Source organism: Lactiplantibacillus sp. C232, from assembly GCF_023806725.1.
GTDB lineage: Bacteria > Bacillota > Bacilli > Lactobacillales > Lactobacillaceae > Lactiplantibacillus > Lactiplantibacillus plantarum.
On sequence record NZ_JAMSKZ010000016.1, the window covers coordinates 15,223 to 38,426 of the forward strand.

General features: G+C 44.5%; 20 protein-coding genes and 1 tRNA gene. 18 read left to right on the plus strand and 3 right to left on the minus strand.

All coding sequences use genetic code 11. From position 1 onward, the window contains the following. Positions 1-257: 257 nt before the first annotated feature. The 8 genes from MZO41_RS13300 (at position 258) to MZO41_RS13335 (ending at position 8,970) form a co-directional block, all read left to right on the plus strand. A complete protein-coding gene (locus tag MZO41_RS13300) occupies positions 258-2,912 on the plus strand; it encodes a cation-translocating P-type ATPase (RefSeq protein WP_003643866.1) in 2,655 nt (884 codons plus the stop codon). Positions 2,913-2,966: 54 nt separating this feature from the next. Then, positions 2,967-3,401 carry a hypothetical protein gene (locus MZO41_RS13305; protein WP_003640902.1) on the plus strand — a complete coding sequence of 145 codons (435 nt, stop codon included), beginning with the start codon at positions 2,967-2,969 and terminating at the stop codon, positions 3,399-3,401. A 294-nt stretch (positions 3,402-3,695) separates the two neighbouring features. Further along, positions 3,696-5,867 (plus strand): Tex family protein, encoded by a 2,172-nt coding sequence (locus MZO41_RS13310; RefSeq protein WP_013355216.1) that lies wholly within the window; start codon positions 3,696-3,698, stop codon positions 5,865-5,867. Further along, on the plus strand, positions 5,867-6,313 hold the full coding sequence (locus MZO41_RS13315; RefSeq protein WP_003643868.1) for a SprT family protein: 447 nt from the start codon (positions 5,867-5,869) through the stop codon (positions 6,311-6,313). Before MZO41_RS13310 ends, MZO41_RS13315 begins: the two co-directional genes overlap by 1 nt. A 65-nt stretch (positions 6,314-6,378) precedes the next feature. Beyond that, a complete protein-coding gene (locus MZO41_RS13320) occupies positions 6,379-7,665 on the plus strand; it encodes a homoserine dehydrogenase (protein ID WP_003640905.1) in 1,287 nt (428 codons plus the stop codon). A gap of 8 nt (positions 7,666-7,673) precedes the next feature. Further along, positions 7,674-8,549 carry a homoserine kinase gene (gene thrB, locus MZO41_RS13325; RefSeq protein ID WP_013355218.1) on the plus strand — a complete coding sequence of 292 codons (876 nt, stop codon included), beginning with the start codon at positions 7,674-7,676 and terminating at the stop codon, positions 8,547-8,549. Between the two features lie 55 nt (positions 8,550-8,604). After that, positions 8,605-8,689, plus strand: a tRNA-Leu gene (locus MZO41_RS13330). A gap of 83 nt (positions 8,690-8,772) precedes the next feature. Beyond that, positions 8,773-8,970 carry a hypothetical protein gene (locus tag MZO41_RS13335; RefSeq protein WP_024002616.1) on the plus strand — a complete coding sequence of 66 codons (198 nt, stop codon included), beginning with the start codon at positions 8,773-8,775 and terminating at the stop codon, positions 8,968-8,970. 174 nt (positions 8,971-9,144) lie between these two features. On the opposite strand, the gene MZO41_RS13340 is transcribed toward MZO41_RS13335, so the two are convergent. Next, the gene (locus MZO41_RS13340; RefSeq protein WP_022638149.1) at positions 9,145-9,654 is read right to left on the minus strand and encodes a hypothetical protein; all 510 of its coding nucleotides are present in this window, start codon (positions 9,652-9,654) and stop codon (positions 9,145-9,147) included. Between the two features lie 83 nt (positions 9,655-9,737). Next, a complete protein-coding gene (locus tag MZO41_RS13345; RefSeq protein WP_013355220.1) occupies positions 9,738-11,939 on the minus strand; it encodes a glycoside hydrolase domain-containing protein in 2,202 nt (733 codons plus the stop codon). A 320-nt stretch (positions 11,940-12,259) separates the two neighbouring features. On the opposite strand from MZO41_RS13345, the gene MZO41_RS13350 reads away from it, so the two are divergent. Continuing rightward, positions 12,260-12,820, plus strand: coding sequence for a hypothetical protein (locus tag MZO41_RS13350; RefSeq protein WP_129318290.1), 561 nt, complete (start codon positions 12,260-12,262; stop codon positions 12,818-12,820). Positions 12,821-12,938: 118 nt separating this feature from the next. On the opposite strand, the gene MZO41_RS13355 is transcribed toward MZO41_RS13350, so the two are convergent. Continuing rightward, complete coding sequence (locus tag MZO41_RS13355; protein ID WP_016511718.1) at positions 12,939-13,148, minus strand: hypothetical protein; 210 nt, start codon at positions 13,146-13,148, stop codon at positions 12,939-12,941. Between the two features lie 325 nt (positions 13,149-13,473). Here MZO41_RS13355 and MZO41_RS13360 point away from each other — a divergent pair, with 325 nt between their 5' ends. The 9 genes from MZO41_RS13360 (at position 13,474) to MZO41_RS13400 (ending at position 23,197) form a co-directional block, all read left to right on the plus strand. Beyond that, positions 13,474-14,328 carry a C39 family peptidase gene (locus MZO41_RS13360; RefSeq protein ID WP_013355222.1) on the plus strand — a complete coding sequence of 285 codons (855 nt, stop codon included), beginning with the start codon at positions 13,474-13,476 and terminating at the stop codon, positions 14,326-14,328. A gap of 290 nt (positions 14,329-14,618) precedes the next feature. Next, on the plus strand, positions 14,619-15,593 hold the full coding sequence (locus tag MZO41_RS13365) for a mannose/fructose/sorbose PTS transporter subunit IIA (protein ID WP_003640908.1): 975 nt from the start codon (positions 14,619-14,621) through the stop codon (positions 15,591-15,593). Between the two features lie 35 nt (positions 15,594-15,628). Continuing rightward, complete coding sequence (locus tag MZO41_RS13370; protein WP_003640909.1) at positions 15,629-16,435, plus strand: PTS mannose/fructose/sorbose transporter subunit IIC; 807 nt, start codon at positions 15,629-15,631, stop codon at positions 16,433-16,435. An 18-nt stretch (positions 16,436-16,453) separates the two neighbouring features. After that, complete coding sequence (locus MZO41_RS13375; protein WP_003640910.1) at positions 16,454-17,386, plus strand: PTS system mannose/fructose/sorbose family transporter subunit IID; 933 nt, start codon at positions 16,454-16,456, stop codon at positions 17,384-17,386. Between the two features lie 128 nt (positions 17,387-17,514). Beyond that, the gene (locus tag MZO41_RS13380) at positions 17,515-17,901 is read left to right on the plus strand and encodes a DUF956 family protein (RefSeq protein ID WP_003640911.1); all 387 of its coding nucleotides are present in this window, start codon (positions 17,515-17,517) and stop codon (positions 17,899-17,901) included. Between the two features lie 305 nt (positions 17,902-18,206). Continuing rightward, the gene (locus MZO41_RS13385) at positions 18,207-21,056 is read left to right on the plus strand and encodes a sigma-54-dependent transcriptional regulator (protein WP_021356507.1); all 2,850 of its coding nucleotides are present in this window, start codon (positions 18,207-18,209) and stop codon (positions 21,054-21,056) included. 70 nt (positions 21,057-21,126) lie between these two features. Next, positions 21,127-21,546, plus strand: coding sequence for a PTS sugar transporter subunit IIA (locus tag MZO41_RS13390; RefSeq protein ID WP_003640913.1), 420 nt, complete (start codon positions 21,127-21,129; stop codon positions 21,544-21,546). Further along, positions 21,543-22,061 carry a PTS sugar transporter subunit IIB gene (locus MZO41_RS13395; RefSeq protein WP_003640914.1) on the plus strand — a complete coding sequence of 173 codons (519 nt, stop codon included), beginning with the start codon at positions 21,543-21,545 and terminating at the stop codon, positions 22,059-22,061. Before MZO41_RS13390 ends, MZO41_RS13395 begins: the two co-directional genes overlap by 4 nt. Before the next feature lie 164 nt (positions 22,062-22,225). Continuing rightward, positions 22,226-23,197 carry a ketoacyl-ACP synthase III gene (locus tag MZO41_RS13400; protein ID WP_013355225.1) on the plus strand — a complete coding sequence of 324 codons (972 nt, stop codon included), beginning with the start codon at positions 22,226-22,228 and terminating at the stop codon, positions 23,195-23,197. The last annotated feature ends 7 nt before the right edge of the window (positions 23,198-23,204 follow it).

Here is a 23,204-nt window from a genome sequence, read left to right on the forward strand (position 1 = left end):
GGCGAATGCAGAGGTAGTCAAAGCGATTATTTTGCTAGACAGCTCCCATGGAATCTGGTATTCTTACGATACAATCATAAGGGAGTAACTAGCAGAAATATTCTGCGGCAATATCGTCAGCAAGAAGCCAATCCGGTATTGTCTTAAATAGTGAGACTTATGTATGTTCACACAATTTTGCGTGCATACATGAGTCTCATTTTCTATCTGGAAATCAGTTAGGGAGTGGGGCTCGGATGCCAGAAAAGGAGCTTACGATGAGTACAAAACCAAAGTATCAACAAGCGTTATCCGCCGTTTATGAGGAACTAGGCACTGATGAACACGGCTTACAGCAAAGTGCTGCGACGCAACGGTTAGAACAATATGGGCCGAATGCGTTGAATCAGCAAAAAGCGACTTCCTTGTTGCAAAAATTTATTGCGCAGTTCAAGGATTTCATGATTATCGTCCTGTTAGTGGCCGCCTTGATTGCCGCCTTTACTGGGGAAGCCGTCGATGCCGTTATCATCTTATTGGTGGTGGTATTAAATGCGATTTTCGGTGTCTTCCAGGAATCGAAAGCGGAAGAGGCCATCAACGCGTTGAAGGAAATGTCAGCGCCGGACGCGACTGTTTTACGGGATGGTCAGCTGCAAACGGTCAAGAGTGACGCGTTGGTTCCTGGGGATGTTGTGTCGCTAGAAGCCGGGGATATCGTTCCCGCGGATTTACGATTAATTGAGAGTGCGTCATTGAAGGTTGAAGAATCGGCGCTGACGGGTGAATCTGTCCCAGTTGAGAAGCAGGCGGAGATGATTGCCGATGGGGAATTACCAATCGGGGACCGGTTAAACATGGCGTACATGAATAGTAACGTGACGTATGGTCGGGCCACTGGGATTGTGGTGGCGACTGGGATGCAGACCGAAGTAGGTCGAATTGCCGGCATGATTGAAGCGGCCGATGAGACGACCACACCACTGCAAGCGAACTTGACACAGTTAGGTAAGTCGCTGACGATTTTAATCTTAGTTATTGCCGCAGTGGTATTTGGTATCGGAATGCTGCGTGGTCAAGAGAGTTTGATCAACATGTTATTGACGGCGATTTCGTTAGCCGTAGCCGCAATTCCAGAAGGGTTGCCGGCAATCGTTACGATCACGTTAGCGTTAGGAACCCAGCGGATGGCCAAACGGCATGCGTTAGTACGAAAATTACCCGCAGTTGAAACGTTGGGAAGTACCGATATTATTGCCTCTGATAAGACCGGAACGTTGACGCAAAACAAAATGACCGTTGAAAAGTTGGTCGTCAACCAGGAACTGGTGGACGCGCGCGCTACTGAATTGCCGCTTGATAGCCATTTAGCGCAAGTGATGATTTTAAGTAATGATACGAAGATCATGCCGGATGGGTTAGCAGGTGACCCAACGGAAACAGCGTTGATTCAATATAATTTGGACCAGGGTTATCCAGTCGATCAGTTATTGACGGACCGCCCCCGAGTAACAGAAGTCCCCTTTGATTCGGAACGTAAATTGATGTCGACGGTGCACCCCTTAGAAGATGGTCGCTTCTTAGTAGCCGTCAAGGGGGCTCCTGATGAATTACTCAAACGGGTCACTCAGATTGAAAGTAACGGTGACGTTCAGCCGTTAACCAAGACAAGCCGTGACCAGATTCTAACTGTTAATCATGAATTGGCAACGCAAGCCTTACGGGTCTTAGCATTTGCTTATAAAGTGATCACCACGGTTCCGACGACTGTTAATACGGAGACGTTAGAAAATGACCTGGTCTTTGCCGGGATGGTCGGCATGATTGATCCGGAACGGCCAGAAGTTGAGCAAGCCGTTGCAGAAGCTAAATCAGCTGGAATTCGGCCGTTGATGATCACGGGTGACCACCGTGATACCGCCGAAGCAATTGCCGTCCGTCTTGGTATCATTAACGCTGGCGAAGATGACGCTGTGATTACTGGTGCCGAGTTAGATGCAATGAGTGATGCGGAATTCGGCAAAAAGGTCGGCGATTACTCGGTGTATGCCCGGGTGGCGCCTGAACACAAAGTTCGAATCGTGAACGCATGGCAAAAACGAGGCAAAGTTGTTGCTATGACTGGTGATGGGGTCAACGATGCGCCCGCCTTGAAGGCTGCTGATATCGGTATTGGTATGGGAATCACTGGGACGGAAGTTTCCAAGGGGGCTAGTGACATGGTCTTGGCTGATGATAACTTCGCCACGATCGTGGTTGCTGTCGAGGAAGGCCGAAAAGTGTTCGCCAATATTCAAAAGGCGATTCAGTACCTTTTGTCAGCGAACTTAGGGGAAGTCTTAACCTTGTTCGTGATGACGATGTTGGGCTGGCAAATCTTGGCACCAGTGCATATCTTATGGATCAATTTAGTGACCGATACCTTGCCAGCAATTGCCTTAGGCGTTGAACCAACTGAAAAGAACATTATGCAGCATAAACCGCGCGGGAGAAATTCTAATTTCTTCTCAGGTGGGGTCTTCAGCAGTATTATTTATCAAGGGCTACTGGAAGGTGGCATTACGTTGCTCGTGTACTGGTTAGCTTTGACGTATCCGGTTCACGCAACGGCCTCATTAGCTCATGCTGATGCGTTAACGATGGCTTTCGCGACCCTTGGCTTGATTCAGTTGTTTCACGCGTTTAATTCCAAATCTATTCATGAATCGTTGTTTACGGTCGGCTTGTTCCGAAACAAGTTCTTTAATTGGGCGATTCTAATTGCATTTGTGATGCTGGCGATGACAATCGTCGTTCCCGGTCTGAATGGGTTATTCCATGTGAGTCACTTGGATGCTTACCAATGGGGAATCGTGGCCTTAGCTTCCTTATCGATGGTCGTGATTGTTGAAATTGTTAAGTTCTTCCAACGTCGACACATGCGGCGCGCATAACCCACCCATTAGGGGTAAAATAAGGCTAACTAATTTAAAGAAAAGAGTTTGTACATGAAAAAAGCAACGATTCAAACGTATATGCCAGTACTGTCTAAAGTTATCGAAAGTACTGAAAAAATGGGTGAAGAATTAAACCCATCTTTTGAAAAACTACGTCAGGCCATTGATAATGACGCAGTTGCCAAAATGGTTCCAGCTGAATTCAATGATATTCAGATGGAATTTAGCGATGGTACTGAACAGTATCAACAAAATTTGGCACAGTTGAAAAAAGTTGCGGTACCCGCACGGTTAATGGGGCGGCATCGTAATTTGTTAGCAGCATACGAAGCCTACACGAATGCGTGTGCGGCCATGACGGCTAGCATGAACATCGACGATCAAACGATTGATGTGGCTGCTTTTAATCAGGCTGAAACGGATCAAGAGACTGAAATGGGCCGCGTTTCAAATAACGTGCAACGGATCATGAATACAGTCATGTAGGAGCGCTAATCTGGGTGATTGGATTTAGCACACTAATAAAACGCTCGGTAACGTTTATGCGTTGCCGAGCGTTTTATTGTTGGTTGCGGGGCAGCCAACTGTGCGGCCGTGCCGTGCTCGTTTAGCCTAATGGGGCTAGTTTTTGTCAGCTCACAACCAATGTGTGAACAGTATCGGTAATGGCTTCGATTGGTAGTGACAGTCAACGACAATTTTCAGATGGTCATTCGGTGCGGAAACTGGGGTAAAACGCGTATAATATAATGTAATGAGATTAAAAGATTGGGTGAAATAATGGATAATCAGATTTTAACGTTAGTTAATCAAACGCTAACGAAGTTTAAACCGCAACAGATCAAAGCGGTTCTCGGACTCATGGACGAAGGCAACACCGTTCCGTTTATCGCACGGTATCGAAAGGAACGTACCGGTAACTTAGATGAAGTTGAAATTCGCGAAATTAAAGATAACTATGATCGGCTTGCGAGTCTAGAGAGTCGTAAGGCAGATGTGATGAAGTTGATCGCTGAACAAGATCACTTGACGCCGGCTTTAAAGCAAGCCATTGAAAAAGCTGACAAGTTGCAAGATGTCGAAGATTTGTACTTACCGTACAAACAGAAGCGACGTACGAAGGCAACGATTGCGAAAGATGCTGGACTGGAGCCGTTAGCAGCTTGGTTATTACGTTTTCCGGCAAGTGGTATTCAGGAACACGCGGCGCAGTTTGTGAACGAAGCGCAGGACATCACAGACGCGAATACCGCGTTAGCTGGAGCTCACGAAATCTTGGCTGAGGCCTTTGGTGATAATGCCGGTTTACGAAACTGGGTCCGGAATTATACGCGTGACCGGGGCTTACTAGTCGCAAAAGTGAAACCCAAGGGTAAAGCAGCCGATGAACAAGGTGTTTACCAACAGTATTATGATTTTAATAGTCCCATCAAGCAGATGGTACCGTACCGGGTACTGGCTATCAACCGTGGGGAAGCCGAAAAAGTATTGAAAGTCAGCATTGATGTTGATCGTGCTGGAATTGACCGGTATTGTCATTTTCGCTTTATTGGTCAGCACCACGGCCCAGCGATTGAACTAGTAGAAGCTGCTTATCAGGATGCCTACAAACGCTTTATTGGCCCAGCCATCGAACGTGAACTTCGCAATGAATTGAGTGCGGCTGCCAATGAACAGGCCATCAAAGTCTTTGGCGATAATTTGTACCACTTATTAATGCAGGCACCATTAAAAGGTCGCGTGGTATTAGGGTTCGACCCCGCTTACCGGACGGGGTGTAAATTAGCCGTGATGGATGCGAATGGTAAGTTCTTAGATAAGCTTGTGATTTATCCACACAAACCAGCCCCAACTGCCAAACGGGAAGCTGCTGCGGGTGAGTTTAAAGCCTTTTTAGAGAAGTATCATGTTGAAATGATTGCGATTGGTAACGGGACGGCTTCCCGCGAATCCGAGGAGTTTGTGGCACAGGTATTGAAGACTATGACCCGACCGGTTTATTATGTCATCGTTAACGAAGCCGGGGCTTCCGTGTACTCTGCTAGTGCTAAGGCGCGTGCTGAATTTCCTGAGCTACACGTTGAACAACGTAGTGCGATCAGTATCGGCCGGCGACTACAAGACCCACTGGCAGAATTGATCAAAATCGATCCGAAGTCAGTGGGAGTGGGGCAATACCAACACGATGTGCCCCAGAAGGAATTGACAACGCAGCTAGATACGGTGATTGAGACCGCGGTTAACCAAGTTGGGGTCAATTTGAATACCGCTAGTTCGGAGCTATTGACGCATATTTCGGGGCTATCCAGCACGATTGCCCAAAATGTGATTACTTATCGGGATGAAAATGGCGAGTTCACGAGCCGACCACAATTGAAAAAAGTGCCGCGGTTGGGACCGAAAGCTTATGAACAAGCGGTCGGCTTCCTGCGAATCATTGACGGCAAGAATGTTTTTGATAACACGGATATTCATCCAGAAAGTTATCCCGCAGCCAAAGCGTTATTGGCAGCGGCTGGATTGAAGACGACGGACGTTGGGACGACTAAAGCCCAACAGTTGAATCAATTAGATTTAACGCAACTTGCGACCAGCACCGGTGTCGGTGAACTGACCTTAAAGGATATTATTAGTAGTTTGCAAAAGCCCGGGCGTGATGTTCGTGATACGATGCCCGCACCGTTACTCCGGCAAGACGTTTTAAAGATGAGTGATCTAAAACCAGGGATGCATTTGCAAGGAACCGTACGCAACGTGGTCGACTTTGGGGCGTTTGTGGATATTGGTGTCAAGCAAGATGGCCTCGTACATGTCTCCAAACTAACGGATAAGTTCTTGAAAGATCCGCGTCAGGCGGTGGCAGTTGGCGACATCGTAACGGTGTGGGTCGAAGAAGTTGATGAACAGCGGCAGCGCATTGCTTTGACGATGATTGCACCGGCTGAAGCATAATGACTGATTTAGAGTTACAGCAGCTCGTTGCGACCATTTCCATGCGTGATTTTCACCGTCCGTTCCAGCACCGCGCTTATTTTAATGCTCGGTTACGAACGACGGGTGGTCGTTATCAGTTGGCCTCGCATGATATTGATATCAATCCGAAGATGCTGACTGATTTTGATGAGGCCACCTTGATTGGCGTCATCAAGCATGAATTGTGCCATTATCATTTACATTTGACTAAGCGGGGATATCGGCATCGTGATGCAGACTTTAAACGATTACTCGCGCAAGTGGATGGCTCGCGCTATGCACCAGCGCCGAAGCAGGCGACGGCCCGGCCGTATCGGTATATTTATGAATGCCAACGGTGTGGCCAGCGGTATTACCGCAAGCGCCGCATGGACACTCGCCGCTATACGTGTGGTCGTTGTCAGGGGCCAATTAAATTAGTCTGAAAAGGTTTGCTAAAGTGGTACGCTTCCGATAGAATTAGCTTAACTATTGATATGGAGGGATTAAGATGGAAACGATTAAAATTGGTGTGGTCGGACTAGGCACAGTCGGGACCGGCGTTGTAAAAATGCTTCAAGCGCATCAGGAAAAGATTTCAGAAATTACCGGTCGTAAGTTGGAACTAGCCTGCGTAGTTGTCCACAACTTGAAAAAGCACGAACAAGTTGATTTGGGGGACGTTCAGATGACCGACCAAATCGCGACCCTGCTTGATGATCCGTCCATTCAAATTATGGTCGAAGTGATGGGTTCAATTCATCCGGCGAAGGAATATATTACGCAAGCCTTGCAAGCTGGCAAACACGTGGTGACGGCCAATAAGGACTTGATTGCGCAATATGGCCGGGAGTTGGTTCAGATTGCTCGTGAAAATCATCGTGACCTGTTCTATGAAGCTAGTGTTGCTGGTGGGATTCCAATTTTACGGACGATTGATAATAGTTTCGCCGCTGACCGGATTCAACGGGTCATGGGAATCGTCAACGGGACCACTAATTACATCATGACGCAGATGCTGACTAAGCATTGGTCGTATGATCAAGCCTTGAGCTCAGCACAAGACTTGGGGTTTGCCGAAAGTGATCCCACTAATGATGTCGAAGGCCTTGATGCGGCGTTCAAGATGATTATTTTAACGCAGTTTGCCTTTGGGATGAGTCTTTCCCTCGACCACGTTCAAGTTCAGGGAATTACGAAAATCAGCCCAGAGGATATTGCGGAAGCTCACCAGCTTGGGTATACAATTAAATTACTCGGGATTGCGGAAGAAATTGACGATCGCATTGCGGTCTCAGTCGGGCCTGTGCTCGTTTCTGATCAGCATCCACTTGCCACGGTGCAAAATGAGAATAATGCTGTAATGGTAACGGGAACGGCTGTGGGGAACACGATGTTTTACGGTCCCGGCGCTGGAGAACTCCCGACCGCCAACAGTGTGCTGAGTGATATTACAACGGTTGCGAAAAATATTGCGTTGAATACGACTGGCAACACGTTTAACTCTTATCGCCAGGAGACAGTCTTAGCAACGCCTGAAGATGTTGTGTATCCTCACTTTATTGCCTTGAAGATGCGTGATGTGCCGGGGATGATGATGAAATTGACGGCGATTATGACCCGCGCAGAAGTTTCATTTAGTCGAATCATTCAAAATCAATTAGGTGACGGCAACGCTCGTGTTGTGATCATTACCCATGCCATGAATGATCAACAGTTAGCAGATATCACTCGTGAAATCGGTGAACAAGAGAATATGCAACTATTAGCGAGTTATAAAGTTTTAAAGAATGCGTAGGTGAGGACATGTTAACGATTTCGGTTCCGGCGACTTCCGCTAATCTTGGTCCCGGTTTTGATTCAATCGGTCTGGCGCTAGACATGCAATTAACGCTACAAGTGTTGCAACCTAGTGACCATTGGCAGATTGACCATCCCTTTGGGGCGGATGTGCCGACGGATGAACGCAACTTAATTATTAAAACGGCGTTGCATTTGGTACCAGATTTACAACCACAGCATTTACAGATGGCTTCAAAAATCCCGTTAGCGCGCGGATTGGGTAGTAGCTCGACGGCCATCGTAGCCGGCTTAGTGCTGGCAAACGAATTGACCGGCGCAACGCGCTCTTCTGCTGAGCTACTGGAAGTTGCCACTCAACTGGAGGGTCATCCAGATAACGTTGCACCAGCCCTATTAGGAGGCTTGGTTGTGGCGACGAACACTGATGAACGCGTCCGTGCGGTGAAGTTACCGTTACCGATGCTTTTTGCAAGTGTCTACGTGCCTAACGAACCGTTATTGACGACCGCCAGTCGCCAAGCCTTGCCAACTGAATTGGCGTACCACCAAGCCGTTACTGGTAGTAGTGTGGCGAATACGTTAGTGGCTGCTCTAGCAACTCAAAATTGGGACGTGGCGTTACCGCTGCTAGAACAGGACCAGTTCCATGAACAGTATCGGGCTAAGTTAGTGCCGGCACTACAAACGGTTAGAGACCATGCCCACGCTCTGGGATTAACGGGGACTTATTTGAGTGGTGCTGGGCCGACGGTGATTACTTTGGGTGATTACGGTCAACTCGCTACGTTGCAGGCACAATTGAGCCAAGATACAACACTCACCGGCCAATTATTCTTATTGCCAATGGATGCAACTGGTGTAAAAGTACAAAAATCTTAAAATAAGCTTGTCAGACTCGCAAAATTTTGTTATGATATTTTTTGTGAGTTGTGATGCGGCCATGGCGGAATTGGCAGACGCGCAAGATTAAGGATCTTGTCGGGGTTAACCCGGTGGAAGTTCGAATCTTCTTGGCCGCATTTTATATACAGAATAGCCGATATTGATACGAGAAATCGTTGATATATCGGCTTTTTTATTGATTCTCTGTCAACTTTTCCGTGTGACCTGGGCGCGCCTCGTAAAAGTAGCGCTTGAAACTCTAGGCGGAGCTACAGATTTAAACGCTATTTATCAACTACTCGATGGTTGTCGTAAGGCTAACAATAATCGTAATTGGCAAGCTAAGATTCGCCAGACTTTGCAACAATCAGATTATTTTGATCATGTAACCCGCGGCGTTTATCAATTAGCAGCATAGTCAAAAAGGCATCCGCTGGTACTGCGGTGACCCAAGCTGGTAAAGGAATTGAATGGAACTCTGCTACCAAAGTAACTTCATACGCTATCTCGTAGGTTTTACCATTTGTTGATTCATGTTCAAACGTAGAATCGACCTTAATTGTGCATTTGTTCGGCTCCGGAATAGTTTGATTTAAGAAAAAATGTTAAATAAGATATCATAAAATTCAGAGTTGAAAATTGCTGGTAGTAAAAATAAAAGAGTCAAAGTTATCGTACATATTGTTCGACATGTCATTAATTTTATAAAGGATTTATGTGGCAGCGTCCCAAATTCTTTTTTTTCTGCTCTTGACCAGTACTTATATTCATAGTAAGGAGTGACAACCCCGATAAAAATATATGATGCTGATGCAATGGCAAGTAAAAAAAGTGAGACAATCACAAACTTGAACGCAAATAAAATAATTCCAATCCACATTACTATTAGTCCCAGCGTACTAAAGAGGATACTTATTTTTAACTGTCGCCGATATTCTCTAATTGGTTTAGTTATCAGTATCTTACGGATTAGTTGTTTAGATTTTGGATTTTGTGATGTGTAAGTGAATGCCTTTGGTGTAAAGAGTGCAAAGAGCAAGCTCAGAATGAAAATTGCCAAAAACATAATCCATACAAAAAATAAAAATTGTGTTGTGTCCATATTATTTACCACTCCTAATTTTTATATAAAAAACGATCGGATGACTCCAATCGTTTTGTCTAACCATATAGCATTTTACATTATTACGCAGCAGCTAAGGTAATTAATCCGGGGATAATCGACGGTAAAAATGTGGCTGTCATTATTAAACCAGTTATTGCGAGAGCAACAACTGCGGCAGTACCAACACGCAGTAACACAGTTGTGATTTCAGGTGCATTTGCTTTTGCATCCTCCACTGAGGTGTTGTGTTCATCCGCTTGTACAGCGGTGACCCAAGCTGGTAAAGGACTGATAATTGAATGGAACTCTGCTACCAAAGTAATTTCATACGCTATCTCGTAGGTTTTACCATTTGTTGATTCATGTTCAAATGTAGAATCGACCTTAAATGTGATAGATGTACCGGTTGCTTTAACAGACATACCAGTCTTGATGTCACCATCCTTTATTACTGAAGCTATTCCATCCAATGAAGCGGTCACCGTTGTATCAGTAAATCCAGCTGTGTTTTCAGCAATGATTTGCGAGATTTCATCATCTAATGCCAAATGAACGGAACCATCATTAATATTATAATTAATTGAAGTGTCACCATCGTCATCACTAATATTGCCTTCCAGGTCAACTGTTAAAGATAGATCCACAGCAGGAGTTTCAACTTTGTAAGTTTTACTGGTTGCTTCAATAGTTATATCTTTTACGAATGAAAAAATACTATCAGTTTCACTCAGGTTTTGAATAATTTCATTTATTTTAGCTAAATCATCGCTACCTCCAACGCTGCTACCAGCTGAAAAATCATCAACAGCTGTCGAACGACTACTGTTAGAGGCGACCTTATCGATGTAGAAGTCGTCAAAAGCGACTTCATTGAACTGATCAAAAGACCATTCGCTCGGCATTGGGAAACCGAGATTGCCAGAAAATCCAGTAGACATGTCGGAAACGAACGCTTTGTCGGCCAACCCATCCGTAATAATCGTGTTGGCAACATTTCGGGTAGCGTAAATACCGACTTTAAAACCGAAACTATTGATCCCGCTGGCAACACCTGTAAAGTATGGTTCGACCGTGCCTGCTATGTCACCATCCTGAATATCGACGTCTACAGCGAAGTAGATAATCGTATCGTCAGGAAAGCCTAATTGCATGGCGGCTAAACCAGCTTTACGGCCATCACTGCTACCCTTGGTCTGGGTAAAGTAATCTTCATCATCGGATGCGCCATCTTGATAGATTGGGAAGATCTTTAGACCAGCATTAGTTAGAATACTGATTTCACTGGTGGTTAAATTTTTATCAACTTCACTACTCCCAGTACCGGCAGTACCAGTTAGATAACGACCAACATATTTGTAACCAGCGGAGTTGAGTGCCGCGGCCTCATTCGCATCTATTTGATGCGAGGTGTCGCAAGCCACAGCGTCGCGGTCAGGATTACCAGCGGAAGTTAAGAGACTCATGAAGACATCTAAACCTGCCGATACGCCAGATGTTTCTGGAAGGGCCATATCACTCTCAAAAGTTGCTACTGAACTTGACACGTCTAAAGTATAGCTGCCGTCAAAAGCACCCGTATACGCTTGGTTATTTACGTAAAGGCCCCATTGCAATATACGGACAAAATTATTATCATCACCAGTTGAAACAGTTGGAGTCAACTCTTGGGTCATTGGCCCATAAGTTCCTGATGCGGTATCCGTATCAAGTCCTTCTTCGGCCTGTAAAGCATAAATCAAAGCGGTATTTGTGTCACGCTGGTATACGCCATCACAGGGTAGAATGCCAGTATAAGCCAGATAGTCATGATTTAATTGTTGCTGCATCGTACGAATCTTTTCATAGCCATTAGCTACTAAGGTGAATGCACTCATATTGAGCAGTGCGGCCATGAACTGTGAGTCCAGGGTCCCGGAAGTATCACTCAATCCGGCGTATTCTTTCATCGTTGTGACGGCAGAAGCAGTATCGCTAGTAAACTTCCCATCAAAGGCGGCGGGATCGATACCCTTACACCAAAAACCACCTTGGATGATGTATGTAATATTACCTGAGTAACCAGGTACAATATCATCAGCAATTTCATCAAAAAGCTTAGCAGTTGTGGGACCAAAGTTATCTACTAAATCAGTAATACCAAGTTCATGTTGTAAGCCACGGGTTAGACCATAAATTGTGTCCCAACCGGTAAGTCCATTTTCAGGAACGCTACCAAAACCATCAACATCGCCATAAGTGGAATTTAACCATTGTTGCGTGTCTAATACTAATTGATCAGCCATAACATTTACCTCCGTAAAAATATTTTGACACACTTTTATTATGAACTGCTTTATGCAATAAACAAGTGATGATATGAAACATACAAAAAAAGTCTTTAAATGTTCATATTCTTAGAAAACCAACTTTGGAATTTCTTAAAGCGATTTTTCTAAAACCGGTACTAAGGAGACTTATATTAGTTAAGAATATAATGACTTAACATTTTATATTGCTGTTGTGTACTTAAAAGGATATGATAGATAAATCTAATGTACAATATTGGAAATGACTAGTTAGTTAAGGAGTAATTATGCGATATTTACTTGGGGTTATCGCTTTATTGGCAGTAATCTATTTGATTTTTTCTTTGATCAAACATCGGAAAGAGAAACTCAGCGTAAAGAAAGGTATTCTGGTTGTAGTTTGTCTGTTGACTATGTTTTGGGGCTTAGCTGATACGCAGGAATCGAAAAGAATTACAGTCGGCGGTGTGGAGATAACCGAAGAAGAACGAGAGGCTTTTGATTCTTTGCATGCATTCGAAACAAGACTATTTGGAAAGATGAGTCGTCACCGAGATCAGATCGATAAGATTCAAGAGAACGCTGAATATTTAAGGAAGCCGGCCGAAAAATTGTCTGGTTCTAATAAAGTACAAAAAGCACTAATTGCCGATAATATAGATCAATTAAAAACTGGTGCAGTGTTTAGAGCAACTCACAAAGATTGGATGTCCACAGGCAGTATTCACGGTATCTTAAAAATCAATCAACGTATTGCTCAAAAGTACGGGAAAACAGAAAAACAACGTCAAGCCATTATGGACGAAATGCAAGACGCTACCGGTATGCCGAAATATACTGTTGATGGTTTACAAGAGATTAAAGATAAAAATTCATAAAGGTGTTTAAATTCGCAAAAATTCAAGGCACATTCTAAGGCTTTCGTTCACATGAACATTGAACAAAATTTATCCACGTACAGATCTCAGAATGCGCCTTGATTCATCAAAAAGCAGCCTAAGTCCCAGTTATGTCAGGGACAGCGCTGCTTTTTTTACCTATAATTTTTTTCTTAATGCCGACTTCTTTATGTTCTGTACCTTTTTTCAACATGTTGTCACCAAACCAGTTTACGTCTGTCGCTAATAAGTATTTACTCCATCTATTTAAATAGTAACCGTGAACGTGATACATGATCTTATAAAATTCTGATGAACCTTTACTCATCTATGACCTCGACCTGTTTCAAGACAACTCGTGGTAGGCACCATATAGTTCAGTGTCATTTTTAAATTCTATCATGAAGGTAACTGCTAATGTACTTAGCTTCTTCATTGTCAATATGATGATTATTAGGGTCAGCTTGATGGATCGATGTTTTTTGCGGTAAATTGGACTGGTCATGTTATTTCAGGCTTGCTTTTTTGCCAACTACTTCAACTATGTTCACCAAATTTGCCATACCTTATTGTTTAATCTCATGATTACCAGCATTATAATGAAAACGGTTAATCTACTGATTACGATATTAAGAGAAGGCGAGGACCAGGCATTGATTAGAATGAGTAGATGGTGGTGGCGTATCTTGGTGGGCGGAGTGCTTGTTAGTGGCGTGGTTTACCCCGCACAAGCGGCCGTAACGACTTATCCGATTACAGGGATTCAGGTGGTGCAGACGCGGGTCTATCAGACGAATAGTCAGAACGGTGTCGGTTACCATTTAACCGTCGTGCGTCATCAGCGTGCCCAATTGCGTGTTAATTTACATTTAAAGTATCACCAGCATACACAGTGGATGCGTACTGAGCAGGCTGATATTTATCGCAACGGGCATTACCAGCGCTTCTACTACGTGCATAATGGTCATCAGCAGAGCGGCTGGATAGCTGCTAATCAGCTAAAACCCGCCAGTACGGCCTCGGTTCAACTGCGGGTACCACTGATTGACCAGCTACCGGAGTTGCCAACGGGGTGTGAGATGACAGCGACTACCATGATGCTGCAGTATGCCGGCGTTAATATTAATAAGGAACAGTTTGCCAGCCACGTGCCGCGCAGTTCGAATCCTAACACTGGTTTTGTTGGTGATCCTGCTTCGGCTTACGGTATTGGCCTCTACATCTACCCCCAAGGCTTGTTACCAACGATCCGCCACTATCTGCCGTCCGCTGTAGATCTCAGCGGGGTGGGCCTGCAACGACTTAAAGCACAGCTCACTAAACGTCATCCGGTAGTCGCTTGGGTTCAGGGACTCGATGGTTTTGCGAGTCATACAGTGACGCTCACTGGATATACAACGGCAACTATTAGGTACAATGATCCTTGGCGTGGTCAATCCGGACAGATGGATAACCAAGCGTTTGAGACGATGTGGCAATTAAATGGTCGTCGGGCGCTGAGCTATTAAGAAATTGATACCATAGTTAACATTAGTTACTGTTTCATAATTTTATATTAAAAATACGCTATTTGACACACAAAATAATCGTTTTTAATACTGTATCACACTAGTGTATCAACTTCTAGCCTGAAATAAGGGCTTTTAGCTTTAGTGTATTTTGGCACGGAATTTGCATATATATAAGTGAGTGCGAAAAAGATTGCGCTTACAGTATCAAAAACATAAATAGTTACAGGCAATTTAGATATTATTTATTCGTTTTATATGACTGTAACGAAAAAATAGGAGGTACAAAGATGGTAAGCATTATCATTGCTAGTCACGGCGAATTCGCTAAAGGCATCTATCAATCTGGATCAATGATTTTCGGCGAACAAGAAAACGTTCAAGCCGTTACGTTGATGCCTAGCGAAGGCCCTGACGACATCAAGGCTAAGTTGGAAAAAGCCATTGCTTCATTCGACGATCAAGAGCAAGTCTTATTCTTAGTCGACCTTTGGGGCGGTACACCATTCAATCAAGTTAACGGCTTGTTTGAAGCACACAAGGACAAATGGGCAATCGTTGCCGGTTTGAACTTGCCAATGTTAATTGAAGCGTATGCTTCACGACTTTCAATGGATTCGGCACACGAAATTGCCACGCATATCATTGAAACTGCTAAGGATGGCGTAAAGGTTCGTCCTGAAGCATTAGCACCTAAGGAAGAAAAGGCTGCTGCCGCTGCAACGACCAACAATAATGCTGGCCGGCCAGGGAAGTTGGAATATGGGTTAGCACGGATTGACTCGCGACTCTTGCATGGACAAGTTGCTACTGCTTGGAGTAAGACAGTTAACCCAACTCGGATCATTGTTGCGTCTGATAACGTTGCTAAAGACGAACTGCGGACTAACATGATCAAGCAAGCAGCGCCATCTGGTGTCAAAGCGCACGTTATTCCAATTGCTCAAATGATTAAGATTGCTAAAGATGACAAGCACTTTGGTGGTCAAAAGGCGTTGGTCTTATTCGAAACACCACAAGATGCATTACGTGCAATCGAGGGTGGTGTGCCAATTAAGACATTGAATATTGGTTCGATGGCTCATTCGGCTGGTAAAGTTCAACCAAACAAGGTTTTGGCATTTGATCAAGATGATATCGACACTTACCGTAAACTTGAAAAAGACGGCATCGAATTTGATGTTCGGAAGGTTCCAAGTGATGGTAAAGAAAATATGGATAACATTTTGAACAAAGCTGAAAATATGTTGAAGGAACAAAAGTAGTTCCAAGAATATCAGAAAAGATGGAGGATTAAATCATGAATTTGAACGTAATTCAAGTGATTTTAGTCGTACTTGTATCATTTTTAGCTGGTATGGAAGGTATTTTGGATGAATTCCACTTCCATCAACCAGTTGTTGCATGTACCCTAATCGGATTAGTAACCGGACAATTAGTCCCATGTATTATCTTAGGTGGGAGTTTACAAATGATTGCCTTAGGTTGGGCCAACATTGGTGCCGCCGTTGCACCTGATGCTGCGTTAGCATCAATTGCATCTGCAATTATTTTAGTTTTAGGTGGTCAAGGCCGTGCCGGAGTTACTTCAGCTATTGCGATTGCCGTTCCTTTAGCCGTTGCTGGGTTACTCTTAACGATCATCGCTCGTACGTTAGCAACTGGGATTGTCCACATCATGGACCGTGCCGCTGAAGAAGGTAGTTTTAGTAAAATTGACTTCTGGCAATGGGTTGCGATCTGCATGCAAGGACTTCGTATTGCGATTCCAGCCGCTTTGATTTTGGCCGTTGGTGCTACGCCAGTGAAGGCAATGTTAAACGCTATGCCTAGCTGGTTAACTGATGGTTTATCAATCGGTGGTGGTATGGTTGTTGCCGTTGGTTATGCAATGGTTATCAACATGATGGCTTCTCGTGAAGTTTGGCCATTCTTCGCTTTAGGTTTTGTTTTAGCTGCGATCAGTGAAATTACTTTGATTGGTTTAGGTGCAATTGGTATTTCCTTAGCCTTAATGTACTTGGCACTTTCAAAGCAAGGTAACTCTGGCAATGGTGGTGGCTCCAACACGGGTGATCCGGTTGGCGACATTATCGACAAGTATTAGAGAAGGAGGCAAACTGAGATGTCTGAAACTACAAATATTACTAAAAAAGTTACATTAAGTAAAAGTGATCGTCTGCATGTTTGGTGGCGTTCAACGTTCCTCCAAGGTTCATGGAACTACGAACGTATGCAAAACGGTGGTTGGGCTTATTCTTTAATTCCAGCAATCAAGAAATTATATACAACTAAAGAAGACCGTGCTGCTGCTTTGAAGCGTCACATGGAATTCTTCAATACCCATCCATACGTGGCTTCACCAGTTATTGGTGTTACCTTAGCGCTTGAAGAAGAACGTGCCAATGGGGCACCTATTGATGACGTTACGATTCAAGGGGTTAAAGTTGGTATGATGGGACCTTTAGCCGGTGTTGGGGACCCAGTGTTCTGGTACACGGTTAAGCCTATCGTTGGTGCCTTAGCTGCATCATTGGCTATTTCTGGTAGCATTGTTGGACCAATCTTGTACTTCGTTGTTTGGAATGCCATTCGGATGGGCTTCATGTGGTATACCCAAGAATTCGGTTACAAAGCCGGTTCTAAGATTACTGATGACTTATCTGGTGGTATTTTACAAGATATTACCCGTGGTGCTTCCATGCTAGGGATGTTTATCTTGGCGGCGTTAATCGAACGGTGGGTTGTTGTTGACTTCAGTCCAGTTAAAGTTTCGACCATTAAGCAACAAGCTGGTTCGTACATTGACTGGGATAAACTGCCAAAGGGTGCTTCTGGTGTTAAGGAAGCTTTAACACAACAAGCTGCTGGCCGTTCACTTGACAAATACAAGGTAACCACCTTACAAGATAACTTGAATCAATTGATTCCTGGTTTGATGGCGTTGCTGTTAACCTTCCTCTGCATGTGGTTATTAAAGAAGAAAGTTTCACCAATCATTATCATTCTTGGCCTCTTCGTATTTGGGGTTCTAATGCACGTTATTGGTTGGATGTAATACTTGCTTATGTCATATTTAAAGGATGGACTCGTGGGAGCTCATCCTTTTTATTTACAAGCGTACTTTGCATAACTGACAAACTCGCCGTATAATCGGTATGAGGATGGATACGAGGAGGGATTAATATGGTGCAATCAATCAATACTAAGGTTGATTTAGTTACGAACGGTAATTCACATATGGGATTGACCGATTACGGTAAAATTATGGTCGGTGATAACGGATTTGAATTTTATGATGATCGCAATGTTCGTAATTTTATTCAAATCCCTTGGACTGAAGTGAAATATGTGGTCGTATCCGTAATGTTTGGTGGCCGTTGGATTCCGCGGTTCTCTTTTCAAACGAAACGGAACGGTATGATTACTTTCTCAGCTAAGGACCCTAAGAAAGTGTTACGAGCCGTTCGGCAATATATTGAGCCTGATCGAATTGTAAAATCACTGACATTTTTCCAAGTCCTTGGGAGAATATTCAAGGGTAAAGGTAAAAAAGATAAGTATTTGAAATAATGACCAATGCTGTCGAGGGTTCTTTGCCGACGGATTGGTGATTATTTAATAGTTAGTTTAAGAAGCTTAGGTATCAACGGGTGGGGTTAGCGCGTTGCAGTGTCTAAGCTTTTTTTGACGCATCAAAAGCAGTATCTGAGCACGTTAAGGTGCGTCATAAATGGAATTTCAATACCATGAAACAGAAATAGTTGTACTGACAAGTCTTAAAAAGTAACTGAGTCGGGAACTATGGTAGAATATAGTGTGTTATAGTGTATCAAAACGGATCAGCTATTTGATAGTGGTGAAAAGGAGTGGCGAAGTTGACCAGAAAATCCAAGATTTGTGAATACGTCCGTCAACATAGCGATCGACACGGACTGACGACGGAAATGGTAGCGACCGCTTTAATGATAGCGCGTTCAAACGTCAGCAAGGAATTAAATGCACTGGTGCGAGAAGGCCAGTTGCACAAGCTGACAGGGCGGCCTGTGCACTATGTTCCGGTGAATGCAACAGCCACAACGGCCACAACAACTAGTGGCGTAGCGAATGGAGCGACGACAGAGCGAATACCGACAGCGCCCGTCGCGACGTCTGTGCCTAAACCGGTTGTAAATGATATATTTGCCAGCATGATTGGCTCGCATGAGAGCCTTGCTAATCAAGTGGAACAGGCGAAAGCGGCCATTCTTTACCCACCGCGGGGATTAAATACATTAATCATTGGCCCGACTGGTTCTGGTAAAACTTACTTTGCAAACGCCATGTATCGTTTTGCGGAAACCCAACAAGTCTTAACGAACCCGCAAGGCCTGATTACGTTCAATTGTGCCGATTATGCGCATAATCCGGAATTATTGATGTCGCATTTGTTTGGTTATGTTAAGGGGGCTTTTACAGGTGCTAATGAAGATAAGGACGGTTTGATCCAAGAAGCGGATGGGGGCATGTTGTTCCTAGATGAAGTGCACCGTCTACCACCAGAAGGTCAGGAAATGATTTTTTATTTCATGGATCACGGGACTTATTCACGACTCGGTGAGACGGCGAAGAGTCACCATGCCAATGTCCGCTTAGTTTGTGCAACGACCGAGGACCCAGAAAGTACCCTACTGCAGACCTTTGTTCGGCGAATTCCGATTACGATTCAGCTACCAGCGTTCAATCATCGCTCAGCCAAGGAACGTTTAGAATTACTGAAGGCATTATTGTCATTGGAAGCTAATCGAATCAATAAACAGATTCGGTTAACGGAGGACGTGGTGCAGGCCTTACTTGGCTCAGTCACATTTGGGAACGTCGGTCAGTTGAAGTCGAACATTCAGCTGGTGTGTGCCCAGGGTTTTGTCAATAGCATCGAAAATGACAGTGAAATCACAATCACGATGGATGATTTGCCACAAAATATCCGTAGCGGTCTCATGACAGTAGCCTCTAACCGTCACGAACTGGGGGCCATCTCTGAGTTGTTGGACCCGGTTCTCATCGTGAAGCCAAATGATGGTCCAACGCCGCTTCGTAATAAGAACGATAATTATGAATTACCATATAATTTATATGAGATTATTGGTGATAAAGCAGCGTTACTCCGACGGGAAGGCCTTGATAAAGAACACATCAATCGTTTCATCACGACCGATATCAATGTGCATTTAAAATCATTTTATAAACAAAATCAGTTAGAAGTTTCACCAGAAAACAAGTTAGCCGAGATCGTTGATCAGGACGTCATTGATTTTACCAAGACGGCGCAGATGACGGTTCAAGACATGCTAGGTTATAATTTCAAGGATAACTTTATTTACGCTGTGAGCTTGCACGTCAGCTCCTTTATCAAACGCATCCAGGCAGGCAAGCCCATGCGTCAAATGAGTTCGGATATGTTAGCGATGGTGCGTGAATATCCGGCTGAAATCAAAGCAGCGGAGGCGCTCAAGCAAGGATTAGAGGAACGGTATCATTTACCGATTCCCAAGTCCGAAGTTTATTATCTGGCCATTTTGCTCATCTCGTTAAAATCGATGCAGCTTAACGGCAAAGTTGGCGTGTTGGTGGCAGCGCACGGGATGAGTACCGCGTCTTCCATGGCACAGGTCGTCGGACAATTGTTAGATGATTATGATGTTCAGGCTTTCGACATGCCTCTCGATATGGACCCGAGTGTCGCCTATGATCATGTCAAGCGACGAGTAGAAAAGCTTGATTCTGGGAAAGGAATTTTGTTACTAGTCGATATGGGGTCGTTAACGACCTTCGGGGAACGAATTCAGCAGGAGACAGGAATTGCGACGCGAACGATTGACATGGTGACCACGCCGGTTGTTTTGGAAGCCGTTCGGAAGGCTAGCCTGGTCGATAGTGATCTGGATTCTATGTATCAGGAGCTCGTTGGTTTCAAAGGTTATTCGCGAATTTCACGGAACCTACCAACGGATAGTCAGCGCGCAACAGTCAAGCCCGCCTTAGCGACGGATAAGACGGCACAACGGGCGATTATTGCAATTTGTGCGACCGGCGTTGGGACGGCTGAACGTATCAAGTCAATTTTAGACAGTTTATTAGCTCAAAACTTTATCGAAGGTATTACGGTATTCCCAATCTCAGTGGTCGAAATGAAGACACGGATACAACAAATCAGTCAAAATTATCAAATCATTGCGGCAACTGGGATTACAAAACCCGAATTAGACGTCCCTTTTATTTCATTGGAAGAATTGCTACAAGGTGGTGGCGAAAAGTTTATTGACCAGTTAGCGACGGGTATCGATTCGCCACAGACCATGGCGGAAGAAAGTCAGCAGTTGACACCGGAACTCTGCGAACGGTACTTAGGCGATTACTTCACGTTTTTAAATCCTAAGAAGTTAACGGGAATTTTATGGGAGTATAGCGAAGTGATTGCGACGCACTTGGATGGTGTAATGACGAATGCTTTTCGCATTGATTTGATTATGCACTTAGCGGGTGCGCTAGAACGAACGGCCATCAAAGATGAAATTTCGGCACCCACCGAAGAGATGCCAGACATTATGGCATCGAAGTGGTACCCACTTGTGCAACAGGCCAATCAGCAATTGACAGATCAACTACAGTTAACCTTCTCAGATGCTGAAAATTATTATATTGTGCAATTATTGGAGACTCATCAGGCAAAGGTCGCGATGAGTTGATACACTAACTTGGCATGCTTTTTGCATGTATCTTATTGAGTAGATTTAACCGACTGAGGAGGGAAAGTAGATGTTAGCATTTGTCGTTGTCAGTCATGGGAGTTTTGCGCAGGGCGTTGTCGATTCATCCTACATGATCTTTGGCAAGCAAGATAAGGTCCAAACGGTTACCTTTCAACTAGACGAAGAACCTAATGAATTAGCTGATAAATTAGCTGCTGCGGTTGCCAGATTTGACGCGGATGATCAAGTTTTATTCTTGGTTGACCTATGGGGCGGTTCGCCATTTAACGCCGCTAGTCGGATCGTTGCCGAACATACAGAGCGCATGGGTCTGATTACCGGTCTGAATCTGCCAATGCTGATTGAGGCTTACACTGTTCGTGATAAGCCAATTGATGAGGTGATTGCCCACCTTGAAGAGACTGGAAAGATTGGGATTAAGCATCTCAAGTTGTTACAGGACGATGGGGAAGATGAACCGCTATGACGATGGATATTCGTTTAGCACGCATTGATAGTCGGCTACTCCACGGGCAAGTTGCCACGGTGTGGACCAAGACGGTCAGTCCTAACCGTATTTTGGTCGTCTCAGACGAAGTTGCCCAGGATGCACTTCGCAAGATTCTAATTGTGCAAGCCGCGCCCCCTGGTGTGAAAGCTAATGTGATTACGGTCGACAAAATGATCGAGATTTATCAAGACTCGCTATTTGATGAAGTAAAGCCACTAATCCTGACTGATACGCCCCAGAACATGGCGCGCTTAGTAGCGGGGGGACTTGATTTTAGCAAAACGGGCATTGATATTGGTAGCCTAGCTTTTTCAGCGGGCATGGTGATGGTCACCAATGCTATTGCAATCGGTCAAGCCGAAGCACGGGCATTATATGCGTTACAAGCAGCGGGATTAAAGGTGTTTGCACAGAAAGTTCCGACGGATAAACGGGTTGATGTGATGCCGCTATTAGCTAAAAATGGCTTTATGGCGCCAGATAAGTATTAACAAAGTTATGATGGACAGTGGTGTGTCGGTTATGGGCACCACTGTTCTTTCATTTTGGCTAGGTTTCTAAGGATTTACCAAAAATACAGCCGTAAACTTTGACGGATAGGCTTTTATTGATAAAATTAAACTAATCGAAACGGAAAGTAGCGGGGGGTTTAAAAATGCCAACTTATACAAAATTAACCGCCATGGGACAATATGTTCCGGCACGCGTTGTTGATAATGACGAATTAGCAGCCATTATGGACACTAGCGACGAATGGATTCAGGCGCATACTGGGATTAAAACCCGACACTACGCGATGAATGATGAAAACACCTCGGATTTAGCCACCCAGGTCGCCCAGCAGTTACTACAAAAAAGTGGTTTAGCTGCCAGTGCCATTGATTTGATCCTAGTCACGACAATTACGCCCGATGCCTTAACACCTGCGACGGCTTGTTTAGTGCAAGCTAATATTGGCGCTGATAATGCGTTTGCGTTCGACCTGAGTGCAGCGTGTGCTGGGTTCACGTTTGGCCTGGCGACGGCTGACAAGTTTATTCGCAGTGGGCAATACCAGAATGTGATGGTGATCAGTGCGGAAGTTAATTCCAAGATGATGGACTTTCAGGACCGGACGGCAGCCGTCTTCTTTGGGGACGGTGCTGGTGGCGCGTTATTACAAGCTACTGACAATCCAGATGAAAACAGCTTGATCGCTGAGAAATTAGAATCGCAAGGAAACGCTACGGTCATTCACTCTGGACGAGTACGGCCGATTACTGAAGTTGCCGCAACGAACTACCCGCAAACGGATGCGTTTTACCAAGTTGGACGGGATGTTTTTCAATTTGCCACGACGGTTGTTCCAGAACAGATGCGTGGGTTAATTGCGAGTGCGCAACTGACACCCAGTGATTTACAATACGTGATCTGTCATCAAGCTAATTTACGGATCATTGAAAAAATTGCGGCTAACTTGGCGTTACCAATGACGAAGTTTCCACATAATGTTGATCATTATGGTAATACGTCCTCAGCTGGGGTGGCAATGGCCTTAGCCAATGTTTTTGATACCTTAACTGGGCCAGTGTTGTTAACAGCATTTGGTGGCGGGCTAGCGTATGGCTCAGTCTTGATCAAGAAGTAGGGGTGTG

What these genes read in the sequence shown, in the direction of transcription:
- MZO41_RS13320 (WP_003640905.1), top strand. Translation starts at nt 6,379, where the DNA reads ATGGAAACGATTAAAATTGGTGTGGTCGGACTAGGCACAGTCGGGACC.
- thrB (WP_013355218.1), top strand. Translation starts at nt 7,674, where the DNA reads ATGTTAACGATTTCGGTTCCGGCGACTTCCGCTAATCTTGGTCCCGGT.
- MZO41_RS13380 (WP_003640911.1), top strand. Translation starts at nt 17,515, where the DNA reads ATGGTGCAATCAATCAATACTAAGGTTGATTTAGTTACGAACGGTAAT.
- MZO41_RS13395 (WP_003640914.1), top strand. Translation starts at nt 21,543, where the DNA reads ATGACGATGGATATTCGTTTAGCACGCATTGATAGTCGGCTACTCCAC.
- MZO41_RS13315 (WP_003643868.1), top strand. Translation starts at nt 5,867, where the DNA reads ATGACTGATTTAGAGTTACAGCAGCTCGTTGCGACCATTTCCATGCGT.
- MZO41_RS13370 (WP_003640909.1), top strand. Translation starts at nt 15,629, where the DNA reads ATGAATTTGAACGTAATTCAAGTGATTTTAGTCGTACTTGTATCATTT.
- MZO41_RS13300 (WP_003643866.1), top strand. Translation starts at nt 258, where the DNA reads ATGAGTACAAAACCAAAGTATCAACAAGCGTTATCCGCCGTTTATGAG.
- MZO41_RS13355 (WP_016511718.1), bottom strand. Translation starts at nt 13,148, where the DNA reads ATGAGTAAAGGTTCATCAGAATTTTATAAGATCATGTATCACGTTCAC.
- MZO41_RS13400 (WP_013355225.1), top strand. Translation starts at nt 22,226, where the DNA reads ATGCCAACTTATACAAAATTAACCGCCATGGGACAATATGTTCCGGCA.
- MZO41_RS13340 (WP_022638149.1), bottom strand. Translation starts at nt 9,654, where the DNA reads ATGGACACAACACAATTTTTATTTTTTGTATGGATTATGTTTTTGGCA.
- MZO41_RS13310 (WP_013355216.1), top strand. Translation starts at nt 3,696, where the DNA reads ATGGATAATCAGATTTTAACGTTAGTTAATCAAACGCTAACGAAGTTT.
- MZO41_RS13365 (WP_003640908.1), top strand. Translation starts at nt 14,619, where the DNA reads ATGGTAAGCATTATCATTGCTAGTCACGGCGAATTCGCTAAAGGCATC.
- MZO41_RS13305 (WP_003640902.1), top strand. Translation starts at nt 2,967, where the DNA reads ATGAAAAAAGCAACGATTCAAACGTATATGCCAGTACTGTCTAAAGTT.
- MZO41_RS13345 (WP_013355220.1), bottom strand. Translation starts at nt 11,939, where the DNA reads ATGGCTGATCAATTAGTATTAGACACGCAACAATGGTTAAATTCCACT.
- MZO41_RS13375 (WP_003640910.1), top strand. Translation starts at nt 16,454, where the DNA reads ATGTCTGAAACTACAAATATTACTAAAAAAGTTACATTAAGTAAAAGT.
- MZO41_RS13390 (WP_003640913.1), top strand. Translation starts at nt 21,127, where the DNA reads ATGTTAGCATTTGTCGTTGTCAGTCATGGGAGTTTTGCGCAGGGCGTT.